Annotated in this window: 20 protein-coding genes; 5 read left to right on the top strand and 15 right to left on the bottom strand. The window is 69.8% G+C overall.

Annotated elements, in window-relative coordinates:
• From MSZK_RS17675 to rimP, 5 genes are all read right to left on the bottom strand, one after another.
• Window positions 1-310 (bottom strand): translation initiation factor IF-2 N-terminal domain-containing protein (locus MSZK_RS17675; RefSeq protein ID WP_199203376.1); only part of this gene is annotated, 310 nt, incomplete at its 3' end.
• 81 nt (window positions 311-391) lie between these two features.
• A complete protein-coding gene (locus MSZK_RS17670; RefSeq protein WP_099249978.1) occupies window positions 392-784 on the bottom strand; it encodes a YlxR family protein in 393 nt (130 codons plus the stop codon).
• A 60-nt stretch (window positions 785-844) separates the two neighbouring features.
• A complete protein-coding gene (locus MSZK_RS17665) occupies window positions 845-2,260 on the bottom strand; it encodes an FAD-dependent oxidoreductase (protein WP_158230599.1) in 1,416 nt (471 codons plus the stop codon).
• Window positions 2,261-2,613: 353 nt separating this feature from the next.
• On the bottom strand, window positions 2,614-3,624 hold the full coding sequence (gene nusA, locus MSZK_RS17660; RefSeq protein ID WP_099249976.1) for a transcription termination factor NusA: 1,011 nt from the start codon (window positions 3,622-3,624) through the stop codon (window positions 2,614-2,616).
• Window positions 3,621-4,151, bottom strand: coding sequence for a ribosome maturation factor RimP (gene rimP, locus MSZK_RS17655; RefSeq protein ID WP_099249975.1), 531 nt, complete (start codon window positions 4,149-4,151; stop codon window positions 3,621-3,623). The genes nusA and rimP overlap by 4 nt, the downstream gene beginning before the upstream one ends.
• Window positions 4,152-4,274: 123 nt before the next feature.
• Between rimP and MSZK_RS17650 the strand changes: the two genes are divergently transcribed.
• Together MSZK_RS17650 and MSZK_RS17645 are read left to right on the top strand one after the other, a co-directional pair.
• Window positions 4,275-4,799 (top strand): hypothetical protein, encoded by a 525-nt coding sequence (locus MSZK_RS17650; protein ID WP_099249974.1) that lies wholly within the window; start codon window positions 4,275-4,277, stop codon window positions 4,797-4,799.
• A complete protein-coding gene (locus tag MSZK_RS17645) occupies window positions 4,796-5,281 on the top strand; it encodes a ferritin-like domain-containing protein (protein WP_099249973.1) in 486 nt (161 codons plus the stop codon). The genes MSZK_RS17650 and MSZK_RS17645 overlap by 4 nt, the downstream gene beginning before the upstream one ends.
• Window positions 5,282-5,336: 55 nt before the next feature.
• On the opposite strand, the gene MSZK_RS17640 is transcribed toward MSZK_RS17645, so the two are convergent.
• On the bottom strand, window positions 5,337-7,082 hold the full coding sequence (locus MSZK_RS17640; RefSeq protein WP_099249972.1) for a proline--tRNA ligase: 1,746 nt from the start codon (window positions 7,080-7,082) through the stop codon (window positions 5,337-5,339).
• Between the two features lie 25 nt (window positions 7,083-7,107).
• Window positions 7,108-7,785: a VOC family protein gene (locus tag MSZK_RS17635; protein WP_233211360.1), complete on the bottom strand. Its 678-nt coding sequence runs from the start codon at window positions 7,783-7,785 to the stop codon at window positions 7,108-7,110.
• Window positions 7,786-7,929: 144 nt separating this feature from the next.
• Between MSZK_RS17635 and MSZK_RS17630 the strand changes: the two genes are divergently transcribed.
• From MSZK_RS17630 to MSZK_RS17620, 3 genes are all read left to right on the top strand, one after another.
• A complete protein-coding gene (locus tag MSZK_RS17630) occupies window positions 7,930-8,619 on the top strand; it encodes an ATP-binding cassette domain-containing protein (protein WP_099250001.1) in 690 nt (229 codons plus the stop codon).
• 2 nt (window positions 8,620-8,621) lie between these two features.
• Window positions 8,622-10,628, top strand: a complete 2,007-nt coding sequence (locus MSZK_RS17625) for a YhgE/Pip domain-containing protein (protein ID WP_233211359.1) — start codon at window positions 8,622-8,624, stop codon at window positions 10,626-10,628.
• A gap of 94 nt (window positions 10,629-10,722) precedes the next feature.
• On the top strand, window positions 10,723-12,066 hold the full coding sequence (locus MSZK_RS17620; RefSeq protein ID WP_099249971.1) for a cytosine permease: 1,344 nt from the start codon (window positions 10,723-10,725) through the stop codon (window positions 12,064-12,066).
• Between the two features lie 4 nt (window positions 12,067-12,070).
• Here the strand turns inward: MSZK_RS17620 and MSZK_RS17615 are convergent, their stop codons facing one another.
• From MSZK_RS17615 to mqo, 8 genes are all read right to left on the bottom strand, one after another.
• On the bottom strand, window positions 12,071-13,564 hold the full coding sequence (locus tag MSZK_RS17615) for an MFS transporter (RefSeq protein WP_099249970.1): 1,494 nt from the start codon (window positions 13,562-13,564) through the stop codon (window positions 12,071-12,073).
• 97 nt (window positions 13,565-13,661) lie between these two features.
• Window positions 13,662-15,179: an MFS transporter gene (locus MSZK_RS17610; protein ID WP_371411352.1), complete on the bottom strand. Its 1,518-nt coding sequence runs from the start codon at window positions 15,177-15,179 to the stop codon at window positions 13,662-13,664.
• A 102-nt stretch (window positions 15,180-15,281) separates the two neighbouring features.
• The gene (cobA, locus tag MSZK_RS17605) at window positions 15,282-16,514 is read right to left on the bottom strand and encodes a uroporphyrinogen-III C-methyltransferase (protein WP_099249968.1); all 1,233 of its coding nucleotides are present in this window, start codon (window positions 16,512-16,514) and stop codon (window positions 15,282-15,284) included.
• Window positions 16,511-17,890 carry a cobyrinate a,c-diamide synthase gene (locus MSZK_RS17600; RefSeq protein WP_099249967.1) on the bottom strand — a complete coding sequence of 460 codons (1,380 nt, stop codon included), beginning with the start codon at window positions 17,888-17,890 and terminating at the stop codon, window positions 16,511-16,513. Before MSZK_RS17600 ends, cobA begins: the two co-directional genes overlap by 4 nt.
• The gene (cobO, locus tag MSZK_RS17595; protein ID WP_099249966.1) at window positions 17,884-18,498 is read right to left on the bottom strand and encodes a cob(I)yrinic acid a,c-diamide adenosyltransferase; all 615 of its coding nucleotides are present in this window, start codon (window positions 18,496-18,498) and stop codon (window positions 17,884-17,886) included. The genes MSZK_RS17600 and cobO overlap by 7 nt, the downstream gene beginning before the upstream one ends.
• A 34-nt stretch (window positions 18,499-18,532) precedes the next feature.
• Window positions 18,533-20,347, bottom strand: coding sequence for a VWA domain-containing protein (locus MSZK_RS17590; protein WP_099249965.1), 1,815 nt, complete (start codon window positions 20,345-20,347; stop codon window positions 18,533-18,535).
• Window positions 20,344-20,817, bottom strand: a complete 474-nt coding sequence (locus MSZK_RS17585) for a GNAT family N-acetyltransferase (protein WP_099249964.1) — start codon at window positions 20,815-20,817, stop codon at window positions 20,344-20,346. Before MSZK_RS17585 ends, MSZK_RS17590 begins: the two co-directional genes overlap by 4 nt.
• Window positions 20,814-22,385, bottom strand: a complete 1,572-nt coding sequence (gene mqo, locus MSZK_RS17580) for a malate dehydrogenase (quinone) (protein ID WP_099249963.1) — start codon at window positions 22,383-22,385, stop codon at window positions 20,814-20,816. The genes MSZK_RS17585 and mqo overlap by 4 nt, the downstream gene beginning before the upstream one ends.
• Between the last annotated feature and the right edge of the window lie 137 nt (window positions 22,386-22,522).

Below are 22,522 nucleotides of genomic sequence, written 5' to 3'. Positions count from 1 at the left end.
CCGGGGCCGCGGGCTTGGGGGCAGTCGGCACCGGGCGCGCGGGCGCGGCGGCGTCGGCCGTGACGGGTGCTGCCGGCTTGGCCGGCGCGCCGTTGCCTACGGCGCCGGCCGGTGCGGGCTTGGCGGGTGCCTTGTCGGGCTTGCCGCCGCCGAATGATTCGCGCAGACGGCGGGCCACCGGGGCTTCCACCGTCGACGACGCGGATTTGACGAATTCGCCCTGATCGCTCAGCCGGGCGAGGACTTCCTTACTGGTGACACCGAGTTCCTTGGCCAACTCGTGTACGCGTGCCTTACCTGGTGCTGCCACTACATCTCCTACTCAGAGAGGCGACAGCGGTGGTAGGCCGCGCCTCGGGTTTAGCTACGACGCATGGTCATCGTCGGGACTTCACGGTGTGCTCATGTTCTTCGCTGCCTGTTCTCGTGCCGGGCTGGCTGAGTCGTTCAGCGCCGCCTGGGCGTTGACGTACTCGACCACCGCGGAGGTGTCCGGTGAACCGGTGATGCGCAACGCTCGGCCGAAAGCTCGCCGCCGAATCGCTGCCTGCAGGCACCGATCAGTGGGATGCAACCACGCACCCCGACCCGGGAGGTTACCGGCTTGGTCAACGGATACGGTGCGATCACCGTTCCCGTCCGACACTGCCACCACTCGGAAGAGATCGACGGCCAACTCTCGCTTCCGGCACCCGACGCATGTCCGCACCGGACCTTCGGTACGTCGATGCGGTTTCCCGGGGGCCGGAGTCTCGCGCTGGATCACGGCACAGTCTACCGTCATCACGGCACCACTCCGAACCACCCTTGACTGCCGGCCGCGAATGTCGCCCCGCTCGGGTTGTCAGCCGACTTTCTCCTGATAGGTCGAGTATTCGTCGCGCCCGACGACACCGGAATGCCCGGCCGGCATCGTGGCGACGCGTCGGCCAAGCCGCATCGCCTGGTCCAAGTTGATGTAGATGCCCGCTCCTTGCCGCCCCGTACTGATGATCCCGTCGCCGAACCGGATCAGCGCCTCGTCGAGGGCGGCGAGTTCCTCGGCCGAGGCGTCGAAGTTCGCGTACGCGTCGGTGGCGACCTCGGAGCCCAGGTAGTCGACGGTGCCGCCGGGAAGCAGGATCGACATGTCCGTGCGCACCTGGGCTGCGACGTCGAACGTCTCGCCGGACGGCACGGTGTACTCCAGACCGATGACCCCGAACGGGCAGTGCAGGCTCTGCCACTCGCCGTAGTTGTTGAACCGGTGTGCCCGGACGCCGGCGTCGTGGGTGTACAGCCACTGGTAGCCGTGCCAGCTGGCCGGGCAGTCGCGCACGTGCACCACGCCGACGAGCAGATCGCGCCGCCCCGAACGCTGTGCGATCACCGCGCCGAGGTCCGCCAGGCCCAGGCTGACCGCCAGATCCTCCGGTCGTCCGGTCGAGATGATCCGCCCGCACGACACGGTGACATCCGATTCGGGGCCGGACACGATGACCGAGAACCGGCCGTCGCCCTGTCGGGTGATCGCCCGCACCTGGGAGTCGAGGAACCAGGTCACGTGGTCGCCGAGCAGCTCGGCCAGCCCCGACCACAGCACGCCGACGCCACCGCGGGGGTAGACGAAGCGGTCGATCACGTCGGCGGGCCGGCCGGTACGCCCCGGCTTGGGGATCGCGGTGGCCAGCACCGATCCGAATCCCGGGGACAGAATCCGCTGCGCAGCCCACCCCGCGGGGATGTCTCTGGGGTCCACTCCGAAGACCTTGCGGGCGTGCGGCGCCATGAACGTCTCGGCGAGGAACGGCCCGTACCGGTTCTTCACCCAGTCGTCGAGGTTGTGGTCCACCCGGCCGCTGGGCGACCGTAACTTCCAGGCGGCCAGCGACGCGGCACCGCGAGCGCGCACCGACCACGGCACCGCGTCGCGGAACTGCTGGGTGTCGAAGGGGTAGGCGACGACGTAACCGTCGCGCAAGATCCCGCTGCGCCGACCGATATCGGACATCGGGATACCGCCGAGCCGGGCGGCGAAGTCGAGCCAGGTGCGCCGCTGCTCCGCGGTGGCCGACAACAGGCGGTGACCGCCCAGGTCGATCTCGTTGCCGGCCACGGTCGCCGAGCGGGCCAACCCGCCCACCTGCCCGGAGCGCTCCACGATCGCCACCGACCGTCCCGCGGCGACCAGACAATCGGCGGCGGTCAACCCCGTGGGGCCGGCACCGATGATCAGCACATCGACGAAGGGGGCGCCTTCACCTGATTCAGCCGCGGCCACCGACGACCATTCCGTCGAGAAAGCGCTGAAGCCACAAATGGCGGCGCGACGAAAAGTTTGCCGTCGAGCGAATACCGAGCGTCACCGCATTCCCCCCATACGACATGACCCTACCGTGCGGGCATTGTTCTGAAATGCCGAAAGCGGTTATCCAGCGGGCGGTCGCATCACATCTGACCAGCGCCGGCGCGAGAGTTGCGGCGCCCACCAGCCGCTTTCACGCCCCTAGGAAACCCCAGTGACAATTCGCTCCGAGTGTGGGTACCTGCAATTTATGCATTTCATGATTCTCAGGACGGGCGTTGGAGAATTTGCTGAATAGTTCTCCGATTACCACGCGAATGGGCAATGCGTCAGGCTTCCGGGCCGCCCTCGGGCGGCGCCGCATCGCTACGGATATCGATGCGCCAGCCGGTCAACCGGGCGGCCAGGCGCGCGTTCTGCCCTTCCTTGCCGATCGCCAGGGACAGTTGGAAGTCGGGCACCACGACCCGCGCCGCACGCGTCCCCGCGTCGATCACCGAGACCGACACCACCTTGGCCGGCGACAGGGCGTTGGCGACGAAGCGGGCCGGGTCCTCGTCGAAGTCGATGATGTCGATCTTCTCGCCCGACAGCTCGCTCATCACGTTGCGGACCCGCTGGCCCATCGGGCCGATGCAGGCGCCCTTGGCGTTGAGCCCGGGCACCCGTGAGGCGACGGCGATCTTGGACCGGTGCCCGGCCTCGCGTGCCACCGCCACGATCTCCACCGACCCGTCGGCGATCTCGGGCACCTCCAGCGAGAACAGCTTGCGGACCAGGTTCGGGTGGGTGCGTGACAAGGTGATCAGCGGCTCGCGCGCCCCGCGGCTGACGCCGACCACGTAGCAACGCAGCCGGTCGCCGTGCTCATAGGCCTCACCGGGCACCTGCTCGGCCGCCGGGATGACCCCCTCGGCCCCCTTGGTCTCACTGCCCAGCCGCACCACCACCAGGCCGCGGGCGTTGGCGCGGGCATCCCGCTGGATGACGCCGGCGACGATGTCGCCTTCCCGCGCGGAGAACTCGCCGTAGCTGCGTTCGTTCTCGGCGTCTCGGAAGCGCTGCAACATGACCTGGCGGGCCGTGGTCGCCGCCACCCGGCCGAATCCCTCCGGGGTGTCGTCCCACTCGCTGATCAGGTTGCCGTCGGCGTCGGTCTCGCGGGCCATCACCTGCACGACGCCGGTCTTGCGGTCGATCTCGATCCGCGCGTCGGGCTGGTGGCCCTCGGTGTGCCGATAGGCGGTCAACAGTGCCGACTTGATGGTGTCGAGCAACTCGTCGACCGAAATGCCGCGATCGATCTCGATCGCGTGCAGGGCGGTCATGTCGATGTTCATGCTCCGGCCTCCGTTCCTGCTGCTCCCGCCAACTCCAACTCGCGTGGCTTTGGCGGTGAAAACTCAACCTGGACAACGGCTTTGACAATCTCGGCGAGCGGAATCCGGCGCACCGACCAATCGCCGCGTTCGCGCACGACAAGATCCACGGCGCCGTCGGACACGGTGCCCAACCGGCCTTTGACGGTGCTGCCGTCGGCGAGGTCGACGTCGACCATGCGGGCGTGCGCGCGGCGGAAATGCTTCTCCGCGGTCAGCGGCCGCTCCACCCCCGGGGACGTGACCTCCAAAACGTACGCGTCGTCGCTGTCCAGACTGTCGAGCAGGGCCGAGGCCGACCGGGACAGCTCGGCGACGGTGTCCAGATCCAGCGGTCGGTCGCCGTCGGCGATCACGGTGATCCGCGGCGGTTGGGTGCGCTCGTCGATCACGACGTCTTCGATTTCGTATCCGGCGCGCACGAACTCACCACCGAGTAGCTCGATCACCTGCTTCTGGGTTGGTAGCCCCGTAGAACGGCCAGCCACGGCGAGCTCCTCATCTTGAGTTGTCCTGATCTGCCGGATCGCAGGGCTCCCCGCACGAGAATCGCAGAGAGCCAGCCCTCAACGATACGCCAGCGCGGCGCACCGCAATGGCAGGATGTTGGCGTGCTGAGCCCAGAACCCGGCCCATCCGGCGGCATCACCCGGCGGCGGGTCCTCATCGGCGGCGGCCGCGGGCTGGCGTTGGCCGCCCTGCTGGGGGCCGCCGGCACCGGATGCGGCACCAGCTCACCGCCCGGACCCGATCCCCTCGAGCAGCAGGCCGAGCTGGCCCGCCAGGACAGCGCGCTGGCCGCCGCGGCGGCCAAGGCCGCCCCGCCGGCGCTGGCCCCGGCGTTGATCGAGGTGTCGGCCGAGCGCGGACGGCACGCCACGGCGCTGAGCGACGAGATCGCGCGGGCATCCGGTGCACCGACCACGACGAGCTCCACCACCAGCACGTCGGCGGCACCCGCCGGTCCCCCGCCGACGGTGGCCGATGTGGTCGCCGCCCTGCGCAGCTCGGGTGAGAGCGCCACCAGACTGGCACCCACGTTGTCCGGCTACCGGGCGGGTCTGCTCGGGTCGATCGCGGCGTCCTGCGTCAGCGCGTACACGGTGGCGCTGCCATCGGGGAAGGCCGGGCAGTGACCTCACCGGAGCCGACACCGTCGACCACACCGAACCCCGAGCGCCCCTCGGATGCCGCCGCGGCCGCGCTCTTCGACGCCGTGGCCGCCGAGCACGCCGCGATCTACGGCTACGGCATCGTCTCGGCGCACAGCTCCCCCGACGAGAACGATCTGGTGTCGACGGCGATGGCGCAGCACCGGGAGCGCCGCGAGGCGGCGATGGCAATGCTGGCCGCCCGCTCGGTCACCGCGCCGCTGCCGGCCGCCGGCTACCAGCTGCCGATGCCGGTGAACACCCCGACCGATGCGGCCAAACTCGCGGTGCGGATGGAGGACGACGGCGCCGTGGCCTGGCGCGCGGTGATCGAGCAGGCGAGCTCGGAATCCGACCGCGCGTTCGGGGTCAGCGCACTGACCGAGTCGGCGGTCACCGCGGCACGCTGGAAACAGATCCTGGGCGTCGCGCCGGTGACGGTCGCGTTCCCCGGCGGCACCGAGTAACGAGCGATTTCGGCGCGAAAACCGCCGCTGGGCGAACGAAAGCGCGCCGAAATCGCTAGGACGCGAGCACCGACGCGATCTCCGCCACCGCGGTGTCCACTGCGAGTGCCCGGTTGTCGCCGCTGAACCGGTTGCGCAACTCGACCACACCGTCGGCCCAGCCCCGGCCCACCACGACGATCCACGGCACCCCGATCAGCTCGGCGTCCTTGAACTTCACCCCCGGCGAGGCCGTGCGGTCGTCGAGCAGGACCTCCAGGCCCAACCGGTCCAAATCGCGGGCCAGCTCCTCGGCGCCGGCGCGGGCCGCCGCATCCTTGTTGGCGATCACCACGTGCACGTCGAACGGCGACACCGACGACGGCCAGCGCAAGCCCAGCTCGTCGTGCTGCTGTTCGGCGATCACAGCCACCAGCCGGGACACCCCCACGCCGTAGGAACCCATGGTCAGCCGTACCGGTTTGCCGTCCTCGCCGAGCACGTCGGCGGAGAACGCGTCGGTGTATTTGCGGCCCAGTTGGAAGATGTGGCCGATCTCGATGCCGCGGGCCGACACCAGCGGGCCCGCCCCGTCCGGTGACAGGTCGCCGTCACGCACCTCGGCCGCCTCGATGGTGCCGTCGGCGACGAAATCGCGACCGGCCACCAGGCCCACGACATGCTTGCCGATCTCGTCGGCACCGGTGATCCACGCCGTCCCGTCGACCACCCGCGGGTCGACCAGATAGCGAACACCGTTGGCCAGTAAGGCTTTCGGGCCGATATAGCCCTTCTTGAGGAACGGGTGCCTGGCGAAGTCGGCGTCGTCGAGCATGGCGTAGTCGGCCGGCTCGAGCGCCGCGCCGAGGCGCTTGTCGTCGACCTCCCGGTCGCCGGGCACCCCGATCGCCAGCAGCTCCCACTCGCCGCCGGGCGCTCGGACCTTGAGCAGCACGTTCTTCAGGGTGTCCGCAGCCGTGATCTCCCGCCCCAGACCCGCGGAGTTCGCCCACTCCACCAGGGTGGCGATCGTGGGAGTGTCCCCGGTGTCGTGCACCGTCGCCTCGGGCAGGCCGTCGAACGGCAGCGCCTCCGGGACCGCGGTGACGACGGCCTCGACGTTGGCCGCGTAGCCGGATTCCAGGCAGCGCACGAAGGTGTCCTCGCCGACCTCGCTCTCGGCCAGGAACTCCTCGGAGGCGGACCCGCCCATCGCCCCGGACACCGCCGAGACGATCACATAGCGAATCGCCATGCGCTTGAACATGTTCTGGTACGCCTCGCGGTGCGCGTGGTAGGCGGTCTTGAGGCCGTCGTCGTCGACGTCGAAGGAATACGAGTCCTTCATCACGAACTCGCGCCCGCGCAGGATGCCGGCGCGCGGGCGGGCCTCGTCGCGATACTTCGTCTGGATTTGGAACAGCACCAACGGGAAGTCCTTGTAGGAGCTGTACTCCCCCTTCACCGTCAAGGTGAAGAACTCCTCGTGGGTGGGCCCGAGCATGTAGTCGTTGTCCCGGCGGTCCTTGAGCCGGAACACCCCGTCGCCGTACTCGGTCCAGCGGTTGGTGGTCTCATAAGGCGCCTTGGGCAGCAGCGCAGGGAACAGGATCTCCTGCCCGTTGATCGCGACCATTTCCTCGCGGACGATCTTCTCGATCTTGCGCAGCACCCGCAGGCCCAGCGGCAGCCAGGTGTACAGCCCCGGCGCCACCGGCCGGACGTAGCCGGCGCGGATCAACAGTTTGTGGCTGGGCACTTCGGCGTCGGCCGGGTCGTCACGCAGGGTGCGCAAGAACAGCTCGGACATGCGGGTGATCACGGTGGAACAGCCTAGCGATGAGCGCTCAGTCGCGACCCTGCCAGGTGCAGATGCAGACTTCGTTGCCCTCCGGATCGGCCAGGACCCAGAACGCCGGCGCGTGCGCATCCGAGCGCAGCGTGCCACCGGCGGCGATCGCCGCGGCGATGCGGTCGGCGGCGGCGTCGTGCGGGACGTCGACGTCGAGGTGGATGCGGTTACGCTGCGGCCGCGGGGCGTCCATCTGCTGAAACCAGATCGCCGGGCCGCGCCCCGACGGGTCGATCAGCCCGTCGGACAGATCCGACGGTCCGGGCTCGTCGACGTAGCCGGTGACGGCCTTCCAAAACGGGCGGACTCCCGCGATGTCCAGCGCGTCGATGGCGATCTCGACCGCCTGCACCGTGCCCGGCCCCAGGCGCAGTCCCTGCTCCCGCAACGCCGCCGAGATGGTCTGCGCCACAGCGATATCCACGGCTGTGACCGCCCACTGGTCGGCTGACTGCAGGCGCAGGACCGCGCGCTGCGCGCGGATGTCGACGCTGAGGTGTCCCTGCCCGTCCTTGCCTACGGCTCCGATGGCGAGCAGAGCCGCGTCGCCGGCCTGGGCCAGCGACGACACCGGGACCTCGGCGTAAAGGGCGCCGAGCACCAGTCGCCAGCCCAGCGTGCCGACCGCGTCGGATATTTCTTGTCGGCTCGGCAGGTCGGGCGCCCCGGTCACCCGTCGAGCCTAACCGGGTTGCGGCGCGCTGTCCGGCGGGTAGGTTCGGCCGCGCGTGGGCGGCGCGGCGTGTTGTGATGTGCGGGCACCGATGAGCGGGAGGGCACAGTGGAACCGGAATCGCCTCAGAGCCACACCGACGACATGGATCCGCCCGCGGTGGTCGCGCGGGGCATCCGGATGCGCGGCCCGTGGGGTCCGGTCTACGGACCGGTGGACCTGGCGATACCCGCGGGCGGGGTCAACGTCCTGGTGTGCCCGGCCGGATCGGGACGTACCGCATTGTTGATGACGATCGCCGGACGGATGGCTCCGCAGTCCGGCGAGTTGTCGGTGTTCGGGGCTGCCGCGGCCGACGACATCTTCGCGAAGTCGGCCCTGGCGGGTATCGACGAACTCGACACGGTCCCCGAGTCGGTGACCGTATGTGATCTGATCACCGAGCAATTGCGTTGGGACGCACCGTGGTACCGGCTGGTGCGGCGAGCCGACAGCACCGCGTTGGCCGCACTGTGCGCGCCGGTGTTCGGCCCTCATCCGCTGCCGCCACTGCACGAGTATTTCGAGGAGCTCTCCGAGCTCGACCGGCTGCTGCTGCGGATCGCCCTGGCCAATACCAGGCGCCCGCCGCTGCTCGTGGTCGGCAACCTGGATTTCGTCACCAGCGACGTCAACCGGGATCTGCTCATCGAGCGCCTGATCGACCTGGGGCGTGAACAGACCGTCGTCACCGCAACGGTCAACGGGGTCACCGGCCACGATGTGCGATCGCAGATCGAGGTCGCCAACACCGACCGCGCCGAGCTGGCGCAGACGCAGAAAGGCACGGGGTGAGAATGCTCGCCGGAATGTCGCTCGGCACCGATCTCAAGCGGTACTCGCGGGGCGTCCTGCCCCGGATCGCGCTGATCACGATCGTGCTGATGCCGCTGCTGTACGGCGCCATGTACCTGTGGGCGTTCTGGAATCCGTTCGCGGCGGTGAACAAGGTGCCCGCCGCTCTGGTGAACTCCGACCAGGGTGCCGATGCCGCGGGCAAGCCGCTGCGCGCCGGCGACCAGGTGGCCAAGGCGCTCAAGGATTCCGGCCAGCTGTTGCTGCACGAGGTGTCGGCCGACGATGCCGCCAAGGGGCTGGCCGACGGCACCTACTACTTCACCATCACCATCCCGCCCGATTTCAGTGCCGACATCGCCTCGCCCTCAGGCGGCGACCCGACCCAGGCCAACCTCCAGTTCACCTTCAACGACGCCAACAACTACCTCGGCTCGATCATCGGCCAGAACGCGGCCCGCGAGGTGATCAACCAGGTCAACTCCAGCGTCGGGGAACAGACCGTGGGCACCGTGCTGACCGGCTTGACCGACGCCGGCGCAGGTCTGACGGCCGCCGCCGACGGCGCCGACAAGCTGTCCGCCGGGCTGGTCACCGCCGACGGCGGCGCCCGGCAGCTCGCCGCCGGATCGAGCACGCTGGCCACCAGCATGGCCACCGCCCGCGACGGGGCGGCCCAGCTGGTTTCGGGCACCCGGCAGTTGAACGCCGCGATCACCACGGCCACCGATCCGCTGGTGCACGTGCTGGAACGCGTCGACAGCCTCGGGCTGGACCCGGCCGAGGTGGGTGCGGTCGCCCAACACCTCAGCGGCGCGGTGCGCTCCACCACCGACCGGATCGCCGCGCTGCACGTCGACCAGACGCAGGCCGCGGCCCTCGTCGACCAGGCGGTGGCCACGTTGTCGGCCAATCCCGACCCCACCGTGCGCGAGGTCGGCACCGTCCTCGCCGGCGCTCAGCGGCTGCTGCGCGCGCAAGGGATCGACCCCGCCACCGACGACGGCCTGGCCCGGCTGCGCGACAGCGCCGCCCGCCTCGAAGACGAACTCGGTGATCCCAACAGCAAGATGCGGACGTTCCTGTCCGCCGCGGTCGACGGCACGCTGCGCGCCGACGTCCTCAAACTTCGCAGCGGCGTCCAGCAACTCGACGCGGGCACCCAGCGGCTCAGCAAAGGGCTGGTCGCCCTGACCGACGGCAGTCGCCAGCTCGCCGCGGGCGCGCAACGCCTCGCCGACGGCACCGGCCAGCTCAAGGCCGGCAGCCAGGAGCTGGCCGGCAAGCTGCGACAAGGCTCGACCCAGGTGCCGTCGTGGACGCCCCAGCAGCGGCAGGTCGTCGCCAAGACGGTGGCCTCGCCGGTGAACCTGGATCTGGTCACGCACAACCCGGCCGCCACGTTCGGCACCGGCTTCGCACCGTTCTTTCTCCCGCTGGCGCTGTTCATCGGTGCGCTCATCATCTGGATGCTGTTGACGCCGTTGCAGTCCCGGCCGATCATCAACGGGCTCGGCGCGCTGCGGGTGGTACTCGCCTCCTACTGGCCTGCCCTGCTGGTCGCGGTGTGTCAGGTCGTGGTGATGTACGTCGTGGTGCACTACGGAGTCGGCCTGAAGGCCCGCTACCCGCTGGCGACGGTGGCGTTCCTGATCCTGGTCATCGCCGCGTTCCTCGGGATCATCCAAGCGTTCAACGCGCTGTTCGGGGTGGCGGTCGGGCGCGTGGTGACCTTGGCGTTCCTGATGCTGCAGCTGGTGTCGGCCGGCGGGATCTATCCGGTGGAGACCACCGCGAAACCATTCCAATGGATCCATCCGGCGGACCCGATGACCTACGCCGTCAACGGATTACGGCAGCTCATCAACGGCGGGATCGACCATCGACTGTGGATCGCGGTGGCCGTGTTGTCCGGCGTGCTGGCCGCATCGCTGGCGGCGACCGCGTGGGCAGCGCGGCGCAACCGCCAGTACACGATGGAGCGGCTGCACCCACCGATCGAGGTCTGAGCCCGGCTGCCACTAGGGTGGGTGGGTGACACGTGATTCGTCGCCCACCGGGCCCGCGGGATCGTCTCTGGCGTCCCACACCTACGCCGGCCGGATGCCGTCGCACGTCGGCGACATGGCCGTCGAGACGCACGGCATTGCCCCGATCCCTCCGGACAACCGATACGGGTCCGCGCGACGGCTGTTCACGGTGTGGTTCGCCCCGCAGGTCAACATGACCGTGGTGTTCACCGGCACGCTCGCGGTGGTGCTGGGGCTGGGTTTCTGGCTGGGTCTGCTGGCGATGGTGATCGGCACGGTGGTCGGCTGCCTGGCGGTGGGCTACCTGTCCACCTGGGGGCCACGCACCGGCACCGCTCAATTACCCAACGCGCGCATGGCATTTGGCGGCACCGTGAGCGTGGTGGCGGTGATCCAGTGGTTGTCGTCGATCGCCTGGGACGGATTGGTCGGGCTGTTCGGCGGCGAGGCGCTCGCCGAGTTGCTCGGCATGCCGTTCTGGCTCGCGGTGGTCATCGTGCTGGCAGCCCAGGGTGCCGTCGGAGTGTTCGGCTACGAGGTGATCCACCGGGTGCAGGCGGTGATGACGGTGGTGCTGATCGTGACCTTCGCGGTGTTCGGCTGGAAACTGATCAGCGGGCACCAGGTCATCACGCTGCCCACCCTCGCCGGCGCGGATCTGGCCGGGGCGTTCGTCCTGGAGGTCACCATCGCGTTGAGCCTGGCCATCTCGTGGGCCAGTTACGCCTCGGACTACAGCCGCTACCTGCCGGTGACCACCTCGCGCACGGCGGTGTTCGGCTACACGTTCGGCGGGCTGGCGGTGGCCTACATCGCGGTGCAGGCGATCGGGGTGGCCGCGGCAGGCACGCTGACCGATCAGACCGCCGCCGGGGTGCGCGAGATCATGGGCGGCGGTGTGCTGGGTGCGGTGGCGCTGCTGGCCATCGCGGTGGGCTCGGTGACGTCCAATGCGATGAACGACTACAGCGGCTCGCTGGCGCTGCAGACCGTCGGGGTCCGGGTGCGGCGGCCGGTGTCGGCGGTCGTGGTGGTGGTGATCGCGTTCGCGCTGATCATGTGGCTGCACTCCGGCGACCTGGCCGCGCGATTCCAGGGTGTGCTGCTGTTCGTCAGCTACTGGATCCCGGCGTTCGTCGCGATCGTGGCCATCGACTGGCGCTACCGCAGCGCCGGGCGCGACACCGTGGACCCGGCCGCCGAGCTGACCGGGCGCACCGACGCGCTGGTCGCACTGGGCGCGTTCTTCGCCGCATTCGCCGCCGCGATTCCGTTCATGCACACCAACCTGATCGTCGGCCCGGTGGCCACCGCGCTGCACGGCGCCGATCTGGCGTACTTCGTGAATTTCCTTGTCGCGGCGGCGGTGTACGGCGGTTACCGACGGTTCCGGGGGCAAGCGCAGCGGCGCCGCTGACGGCTCAGAGCTCGCCGGCCTCGACGGCTTCGCGGGTGTGCTGGGCGGCGGCGATGTCCTTGGTCGAGAATCCGATGCCCAGCGCGGCCACCCCGACGAGCAGCGCGATGCCCGCCACCCAGAGCAGTGAATAGGTGTAGCCGTACCCGAGCGCGTCGAGCTGGGCCGGGGTCATGTACTTCACCGGCCCGGTGGTACCGCCCAGGTAGAGCGTGCGCGAGGTCTGCACCGCTTGCACGATCACCAGGACCAGCGGCCCGCCGAGGTTGAACACCATCAGCGTGATCGACGAGACCGGACCGATCTCCCGCGGGCCGACATTGGCCAGCGTGCACAGCGGCAGGATCACCGAGATCAGCCCGATGCCCAGACCCCCGACGACGATCGGGACGAACAGGTCCGGGAAATACGGGATGGACCGGTTCAGTGTCGAGCCGTACAGCATCGCGGCCAGCACCAGCAGTCCGCCGCCGAGGATCAGCCAGCGCGGCGGCACGCGCAGCGCCAGCCGGGTGGCCGCGACGTTGCCCACCACGAACGCGGCCGCGAACGGCATGAAGCAGATCCCGGCGCGCAGCGGCGAGTAGCCGAGCACATCCTGGACGAGCAGGCCGATCATCACGCTCAGGGTCAGCATCACGCCGCCGGCCATGAAGTACGCCGCGAAGGAGGCCACCCGGCTGCGGCTGTCGAACACCGAGAACGGCACCAGCGGGTTGTCGGCGCTGCGCTCGACGATCAGGAAGGCGACGAAGAAGCCGACCGCGGCCACCCCCGCGCCGATCACCCACGGGTCGATCCAGCCGCGCGGCGGACCCTGGGTGAAGACCAGCACCGCGCAGGTGCACGCGAGCGTGGCGAGCAGCGCGCCGGTGACGTCGAGTTTGAGGCGTTCGTGCCGGGTTTCCTCGAGCCGGACGAGTGCCACGACGATGATGAAGATCCCGATCGGCACGTTCACCAGGAACGCCAGCCGCCATGACAACCCGGTCAGCGCGCCGCCCAGCACCAGGCCCAGCACCGAGCCGAGGCCCTGCATGGCGGCCGAGACGGCGAGCGCCTGATTGCGGGCATGCCCGACGGCGTAGGTGGTGGCGATCAGCGCCAGGCCGGTCGGCGCGGCCACCGCCGCACCCACCCCCTGGACCGCGCGGGCCACGATCAGCGTCCACTGGTCGTTGGCCAGCCCACAGGCCAGCGAAGCGATGGTGAACACGCCGACGCCGGAGATGAACGCCCGCTTGTGGCCCACGGCGTCGCCGACGCGGCCGCCGAGCAGCAACAGCCCGCCGAAGGTCAGCACGTAGGCGGTGATCACCCAGCTCTTGGCGGCATCGGACAGGCCGAGCTCGGCCTGCATCCGCGGCAGCGCGACGATCACGATGGTGCCGTCCAGCGTGGACATCAACTGCATGCCGGTGATCGCGACGATCGCGACCCCCAGCACGCGGGAGGCAAGGGGTCTGGTGGCCGGTGCGGGACCGCTCACGCCAGACATGGGTAGCAACCCTACCGCCACGAATGGGCCGCGCTTTCAGGCGCGCAGCGTGCGAAACCGGGCCGAAACCGGATCGAGACTAGAGCCCGACTCGAGTTCAGAGCTCGCCGGCGTCGATCGCTTCCTTGACTTCCTGGGCGTGGGCGACCTGCTGGGCGGTGTAGCCGATGAACAGCGCCACCACGCCCACGATCACCGCCACCGCGGCGACCCACAGCAGGCCGTAGGTGTAGCCCTGGTCCAGGGCGTGCAACTGCGCCTCGTTCATCTTCTTCACCGGCCCGGTGGTGCCGCCGAGGTAGAGCGTGCGGGAGGTGATCACGGCCTGGATGATGGCCAGCACCACGGGACCGCCGAGGTTCTGCAGCATCAGCGCGATCGCCGACACCGGCCCGATCTGGTCGAAGCCGACCCCGGCGATCGCCGAGACGGTCAGCGGCACGACGATCATGCCGATGCCGAGACCGCCGATGGTGATCGGCAGGACCAGGTTCGGGAAATACGGGATACCGCCGTTGAGGGTGGAGCCGTAGAGCATGGCGCCCAGCACCAGCACACCGCCGGCGATGACCAGGATCCGCGGCGGGAAGTACGACACCAGCTGCGAGGACAGTCCCAGGCCGATGCCGAGCGCGATCACGAACGGGATGAAGCCGATCCCGGCGCGCAGCGCGCTGTAGCCCATGATGTCCTGCACATACAGGCCGATCAGCACGGTCAGCGTGAACATCACGCCGCCGGCGAGGAAGACCGCGGCGAAGGTGGCCAGCCGGTTGCGGTCGCGGAACAGGCTGAACGGCACGACGGGGTTGACGGCGCGGCGCTCGACGAAGACGAACGCGACGAAGGCCACCGCGGCCGCGGCGGCCGCCGCGAACGTCACCGGCGAGGACCAGCCGTTCTCGGGGGCCTGGGCGAAGCCGAACACCGCGGCGGTACAGCCGACGGTGGCCAGCAGGGCGCCGGCCGCATCCATCTTCATCCGCTCGCGCTGGGTTTCCCGCAGGGTGTTGCGGGCCAGGTAGATCATCAGCAGGCCGATCGGCACGTTGACCAGGAATGCGAACCGCCACGACACCTCGACCAGGGCGCCGCCGACCACCAGGCCCATCACCGAGCCGATGCCGGTCATGGCGGCGAACACCGCGGTCGCGGCATTGCGTGCTGGGCCCTTGGGGAAGGTGGTGGCCACCAGGGCCAGGCCGGTGGGTGAGGCGATCGCCGCACCCACACCCTGCAGCAGCCGAGCGATCACCAAAGTGGCTTCGTCCCAGGCGATACCGCACAGCACCGAGGCGATGGTGAACAGCGCGACGCCGGCGATGAAGGTGCGCTTGCGGCCGATGGTGTCGCCGAGGCGGCCGCCGAGCAGCATCAGGCCGCCGAAGGTCAGCACGTAGGCGGTGATCACCCAGCTGCGACCCGCGTCGGACAGGCTCAGCTCGTCCTGGATCTTGGGCAGGGCCACGATCGCGACAGTGCTGTCCATGGTGGCCAGCAACTGCATGCCGCCGATCGCGGTCACCGCGGCCAGGAACCGCCGCGACGGCAGCCAGGCCGGGTAGTAACTCGTCCGCGCCAGCGCCTTCTGGTCAGTCGTCGACTCAAGGCGCATCGGGACAGCTCGCTTCGAACTGTTGGCGGCGCGATCGCTCGCTCGCTCAGCATCGTTGAGGGCCGTCATACCGAGCTACCCTACAGTAATCTTAAGAAGATGTTAAAGGCCGAAAGTCGCTGGAAGGCCCGCAACAGGGCCGATCACGATGATCGCCGGCGGTCTGATGTCCTCGGCGCGAATGCGTTGCGCCGCTTCCTGCAATGTGGTTCGCACCGTCCGTTCGGCGGCGGTGGTGCCGTGCTGCACCACGAGAACCGGCGTCTGTGCAGGTCGGCCGCCCGCGATCAATGCCTCGGCAAACAATTCGATGCGTTCGACCGCCATCAGCAAAACTATCGTTCCCGACAATTGCGCCAGCGCATTCCAATTCACTAACGATTCCGGATGCTGTGGTGCCAAATGGCCGCTGACCACCACGAATTCGTGATTCACCGCGCGGTGGGTGACCGGAACTCCAGCAATGGCCGGCACCGATATGGCACTGGTCACACCCGGCACGACTGTGACGGGGATCCCGGCTTCGGCGCAGGCGAGGACTTCCTCATAACCACGGGCGAACACGAACGGGTCGCCGCCTTTGAGCCGCACCACGAAGTGCCCCGCGCGGGCCCGGTCGATCAGGACGTTGTTGATCGCCTCCTGGGCCATCGCCCGCCCGTACGGGATCTTGGCGGCATCGATGACCTCGACGTGCGGCCCGAGTTCGGCCAGCAGCTCGGGCGGCGCCAGCCGGTCGGCGACCACGACGTCGGCGCGGGCCAGCAGCCGGCGCCCGCGCACGGTGATCAGCTCGGGGTCGCCGGGCCCGCCACCGACCAGTGCCACGCTGCCGGGTACCACGTCGCCGGGCCGCTCGGGGCTGTCCAGCGCAATCAATCCCTGCTGAAATGCCTCGTGGATGGCCGAGCGGATCGTCGCCGAGCGGCGATGCTCGCCACCGGCAAGCACCCCCACCACCAGCCCGTCGTGGCCGAACGACGCCGGCGTGACCGCGCTGCCCTCCCTGGCGATGTCGGCCCTGACACAGAAGATCTGCCGACGGTCGGCCTCGGCGACGATGGCGGCGTTCACGGCGGGATCGTCGGTGGCCGCGATCGCATACCAGGCGCCCTCGAGGTCGCCGTCGCGGTAGTCGCGCAGCGCCAGCGTGATGCCGGGCTTCTGGGTGGCCAGCACCTCCACCGCCGGCGTCGCGGCCCGGGTGATCACGTGCACGTCGGCGTCACTGCCGATCAGCAACGGGAGGCGTCGTTGCGCCACGGTGCCGCCGCCGATCACGACGACCTTCTTGCCTGCCAGACGTAAGCCGACGAGGTAGGCGTTCTCGGTCACCCGCCGAGCCTAGTGAATGAGGCGGCGCGAGTGACAAACCGCGCGAGCGAGCGTGGCTGGGCCGCGGGATGGGTGTGCAGATACGACGCGTGCACCCCGGCGCAGACCGCACCATCGGTCGCCGGGTGGCCGTCTCGTTCCCGGAACGCCCACGCTGGTGCCACGTCACCGATGAAATCAGCTGTGGTGCGGTGGAATTCGTGGCCGACAGCGCGCTCCCCCGCGGCGTACAGCGACGAGTCGGACAGCGCCACCGCCTGGCGGTAACCCAGGGTGAGCCGCGGCGTGAACCGGGCCGAGCCGGGCAGCACCCCGCACATCGGATGGCCGTCCAGGTCGTCCATCAGATAGGCCAGTCCGCCGCATTCGGCCTGCACGGGAGCACTGCGGGCCAGGTCGCGGATCTGGGTGCGCAGTGCGGTGTTGGCCGACAGATCGGCCAGATGCTGCTCGGGGAAACCGCCCGGCAGCACCAGCGCGGCGGTCCCGGCGGGAAGCGTCTGGGTCAGCGGATCGAACTCGACGACGTCGGCGCCGGCGGCACCCAACAGCTCGGGGTGCTCGGCATAGCCGAAGCTGAACGCCTTGCCGGCGGCCACCGCCACCACGGGCCGCCCGTCGGCGGGCGGGCCGACCACGTCGTGCGGCGACCACGCCGCGGCGCTCACCCGCGCGGCACCCAGTGCGACGACGGCCGCCAGGTCGACGTGGCGGGCGACCAGCGCGGTCATCGCCGCGACCGCGGCGTGCGCCTGGTCGCCGTGTTCGACGGCGGTCACCAGGCCCAGGTGCCGCGAGGGCACCGCCAACTCGTCATGGCGCGGGATCGCGCCGAGCACCGGCACGCCGGCGGCCTCGCAGGCTTGGCGCAGCACCTGCTCGTGGCGGGAAGTGCCGACCCGGTTGAGAATCACCCCGGCCACGTGCACCCCCGGGTGAAATGTCGAAAATCCCTGCAGCACAGCGGCGATGCTGTGACTTTGACCGCGCGCATCGACCACCAGCAGCACCGGGACGCCGAGCAGTTCGGCGACGTGCGCGGTGGACCCGCGGGCCGGAGTGACCAGGTGCTCGTCGATGCGGCCGTCGAAAAGCCCCATCACCCCTTCGATCACGGCGATGTCGGCGGCGGCGCTGCCGTGCCGGTAGAGCGGTCCGATCAGTTCCTCGCCGACCAGGACCGGGTCGAGGTTGCGGCCGGGCCGGCCGGCCGCCAGTGCATGGTAACCGGGGTCGATAAAGTCCGGGCCCACCTTGAACGGTGCGACCCGATGCCCGGCCGCTCGCAGCGCGCCGATCAAACCCGTTGCCACCGTGGTCTTTCCACTTCCGGATGCGGGGGCGCCGATCACGACGGCGGGGACGGCACTCACCATTCGATCCCGCGCTGGCCCTTGCGGCCGGCATCCATCGGATGCTTGACCTTCGTCATCTCGGTCACCAGGTCGGCGGCGTCGATCAGCCGCGCGGGGGCGTCGCGTCCGGTGATCACCACATGTTGGTGACCCGGTCGCGCCAGCAGGGTCGCGACCACCTCGTCGGTGTCGATCCAGCCCCACTTGAGCGGATAGGTGAACTCGTCGAGGACGTAGAAGTCGTGGCGCTGACCGGCCAGCCGCTCGGCGATCTCGGCCCAGCCCTCGGCGGCGGCCGCGGCGTGGTCGACGTCGGAACCGGCCTTTCGGCTCCAGGACCAGCCCGAGCCCATCTTGTGCCACTGCACCGCGCCGCCGACGCCCTGCTCATCGTGCAGCCGGCCCAGCGCGGCGAACGCCGACTCCTCGCCGACCTTCCACTTGGCACTCTTGACGAACTGGAAGACCGCGACGTTCATGCCGGCGTTCCAGGCCCGCAGCGCCATCCCGAACGCGGCGGTCGACTTGCCCTTGCCGGGCCCGGTGTGCACCGCGAGCACCGGGGTGTTGCGGCGGGCCCGGGTGGTCAGGCCGTCGTCGGGCACAACGGCCGGTTGGCCCTGCGGCATGGACGGCTCCTTGTCGTGTCTCGGGCGTCGTGTCTCAGGCGGCGCGGCGCACGGCCTGCGCCAGATAGTCTGCGCGCAACTGCTCCAGTTGCAGCAGCGGGGCGTCCAGATGCTGCGCCAGATCAGCGGCCAGACCCAGCCGGACATAGGACGTCTCGCAGTCCACCACCACCGCGGCAGCACCCTCGGCGACCAGGCGGCGGGCCGCGGAACGGCTGCGACCCAACGGGTCCGGGCCGCCGGTGGCCCGACCATCGGTGAGCACCACCACCAGGGGGCGCCGAGTCCGGTCGCGCACCCGCTCCCGCAGCACCATGTCGCGGGCGGTCAACAGTCCCTGCGCCAACGGCGTGGTGCCGCCGGTGTCGAAGCGGGTGAGCCGACGCGAGGCGATGTGCGCCGAGCCCGTCGGCGGCAGCAGCACCCGGGCGCCGTCCTGACGGAACGTGATGACGGCGACCTTGTCGCGGCGCTGGTAGGCGTCGCGCAACAGCGAGAGCGCGGCCCCGGACACCGCCGACATCCGGTCGCGGGCCGCCATCGAGCCGGAAGCATCGACGACGAAGATCACCAGGTTGCCTTCCCGGCCCACCCGCACCGCCCGGCGGATGTCCTCGGGCTGCGGTCGGCGCCGGCCGTTGGCCGCGGCACCCAGCACCGTGGCGAACAGGTGCAGCCCGTGCCCCTGCTCGGGGGTGTCGGCGGCGGTCACCACCGCGCCGGATCGGTTGCGCGCCCGGGAGCGCCGGCCGGGGTTGCCCTCCCCCACCCCGGGCACGGTCAGCGCCCGGGTCCGAAACGTCGCCGCCGGCGGCGCCGACGGTTTCGGGGACGACGACGAATTGCCCTGCGGTGCAGTCATTTCGGATGATCCATCGACGGACTGGCCGCCACCTCCCGGTGGATCCGGATCGGGGTCGGGGTCGGCGTCGGCGGAGGCCAGTGCCTCGTCGAGCTGCGCGGGGTCCAGGCCAGGGTCGTCGAACGGGTCGCGGCGGCGCCGGTGCGGCAGCGCCAACTCGGCGGCCACCCGAATGTCTTCCTGGCCAACGGTTTCCGCGCTCCGCCAGGCGGCGTGCGCCACCGCGGTGCGCGCGACCACCAGGTCGGCCCGCATCCCGTCGACGTCGAAGGCCGCGCACAGCGCCGCGATCCGGGTCAGCTCGGCGTCGGGCAGCACCACGTCGGCGACCCGCTCACGCGCGGCGGCGATCCGGCGGGCCAGGTCGCTGTCCTGCTCGGCGAACCGCGCAGCGAACCCGGCCGGGTCGGCCTCGAAGGCCAGCCGCTGACGGATCACCTCGCTACGCACCGCGACGTCGCGGGAGGCCGCCACGTCCACGGTCAGCCCGAACCGGTCAAGCAGCTGCGGGCGCAGTTCTCCCTCTTCGGGATTCATGGTGCCGATGAGCACGAACCGCGCCTCGTGCGAATGCGAGATCCCGTCGCGTTCGATGTGCACCCGGCCCATCGCGGCGGCGTCGAGCATGATGTCGACCAGGTGGTCGTGCAGCAGGTTGACCTCGTCGACGTACAGCACGCCGCCGTGCGCCCGGGCCAACAGTCCCGGCGAGAACGCGTGTTCACCGTCGCGCAACACCTTCTGCAGGTCCAGCGACCCGACGACGCGGTCCTCGGTCGCCCCGATCGGCAACTCCACCAGTCGCGAACCCGCATCGACCTCGGCCAGGATCGCGGCCAGGGCACGCACCGCGGTCGACTTCGCGGTGCCCTTCTCACCCCGGATCAGCACCCCGCCGATCTCCGGGCGCACCGCACACAGCACCAGCGCCAGCCGCAGCCGGTCGTGGCCGACAATCGCGCTGAACGGGAAAGCGGGCGCGCTCACGACTGTTCGACCGATGACGGCGCGGCCGGACGCAGCATCGGAACGTGCGGGATGCCGTCTTCGACGAATTCGTCTCCGTCGGCGACGAATCCGTGCCGGGCGTACATCTCGGCGAGGTAGGTCTGGGCGTTGATCCGACAGGCGTGGACGCCGACGTCGGCGAGCGCGGCCTGCAACAGCCGGGTGGTGTGGCCCTGCCCGCGGGCGGCGCGCTGGGTACACACCCGGCCGATGCGAAACGCCTTCTCCCCGCCGCCGTGCTCCTCCATCAGCCGAAGCGTGGCGATCACCGTGCCGTCGGGCTGCTCGAGCCAGAAGTGGCGGGTCTCGGCCAGCAGGTCGCGCCCGTCGAGCTCGGGATACGGGCAGGCCTGTTCGACGACGAACACCTCGACCCGCAGCTTCAGCAGCTCATAGAGGGTGGCCGCGTCGAGGTCCTTGGCCCAGAAGCGGCGCAGGGCGACCGTCACACCACCCCCGCGGGCTCCGGGTCACCGGAACCCGGGGTGAGCGACGTGGTGTCCGCCCCGGCCGCCAGTGCGGCGCGGCTGCCGTCGGCACCGCTGTCCAGCCCGAGCACCTCGGTGCCGTGCGCCCACACCTCGGCGAACAGCTCCGGGTTCTCCGAGAGCTTGACACCCAGCGAGGGCACCATCTCCTTGAGCTTGGGCAGCCAGCTCTGGTAGCGATCGGCGAAGCAGCGCTCCATCACCTCGATCATCGCCGGAACCGCGGTGGAGGCGCCCGGCGAGGCACCGAGCAGACCGGCGATCGAGCCGTCGGCCGCGGCCAGCACCGTCGTGCCGAACTCCAGCACACCCAGCTTCTTGGCGTCGCGGCGGATCACCTGCACCCGCTGGCCGGCGATATCCAGCTCCCAATCGGAATCGACTGCGCTGGGGGCGAATTCACGCAAGTTGTCCACGCGGTCGGCCTCGCTGAGGGCCAGCTGGCCAATCAGGTACTTCAGCAGCCCCATCTCGGTGAGCCCGACGCCGATCATCGACGCCAGGTTGTTGGGCTTGACCGACAACGGCAGGTCGGTGACCTTGCCTTCCTTGAGGAACTTCGGCGACCATCCGGCGAACGGCCCGAACAGTAGCCACGAGCGCCCGTTGATCACCCGGGTGTCCAGGTGCGGCACCGACATCGGCGGAGCGCCAAGCGGCGGCAGGCCGTACACCTTGGCCTGGTGCGCGGCGGCCAGCTCGGCATTGCCGGTGCGCAGCCACTGACCGCTGACCGGGAACCCGCCGTAGCCCTTGGCCTCGGCGATGCCGGCCTTCTGCAGCAGCGGGAGCGCACCGCCGCCGGCGCCGACGAACACGAACTTGGCCGACAGCTTGCGCTTCTGGCCGGTGCGCCGGTTGTGGATCTTGACCGTCCAGCCGCCGTCGGACTCCTTGTGCAGGTCGAGCACGTCGTGGCCGAACAGGGTGGTCATGCCGCGCTCGGTGCCGTAGCCGAGCAGCTGGCGGGTCAGCGATCCGAAGTCGACGTCGGTGCCGTCGGTGGTCCAGTTCAGCGCGACCGGTTGCGAGAAGTCCCGGCCCTTGGCCATCAGCGGCAGCCGGCGGGCGAACTCGTCGCGGTCGTCGATGAACTCCATCGTGGCGAACAGCGGGTTGCGCACCAGGGTCTCGCGGCGGCGCCGCAGATAGTCGACATGCTCGGCGCCCTGCACGAAGCTGACGTGCGGGATCGGGTTCAGGAAGCTGCGGACGTCGGGCAGGATGCCGTTGGCGTGCGCGTAGCTCCAGAACTGGCGGGTGACCTGGAACTGCTCGTTGACGTTGATGGCCTTGGCGATGTCGATGGTGCCGTCGGCCTTCTCCGGCGTGTAGTTGAGCTCACACAGCGCGGAGTGGCCGGTGCCTGCGTTGTTCCACGGATCGGAGCTCTCGGCGGCGGCGGCGTCGAGGCGTTCGACCAAGGTGATGGACCAGTCCGGTTGGACCAGCCGCAGCAGCGCCCCCAGCGTCGCGCTCATGATTCCCGCGCCGACCAGCACCACGTCGGTCTTGGTGTTATCAGACACCGGCTCGTCGTCCTTTACTCGCACTCGATAACAGCTGTACAGATAGTCAGGTTATCCCGACCGGCACTCAGTTATTCGCGAGAGTCGCCAGCACCACACCCCCGCAGCGTCGCCCACTAAGGTAAGGCCTTGTGACG

It is taken from the genome of Mycobacterium sp. shizuoka-1, assembly GCF_002723835.1.
In the GTDB taxonomy this organism is placed as follows: domain Bacteria; phylum Actinomycetota; class Actinomycetes; order Mycobacteriales; family Mycobacteriaceae; genus Mycobacterium.
Note: the sequence above shows the minus strand (reverse complement) of the source record. Positions and strands in the feature narration are given on the sequence as shown.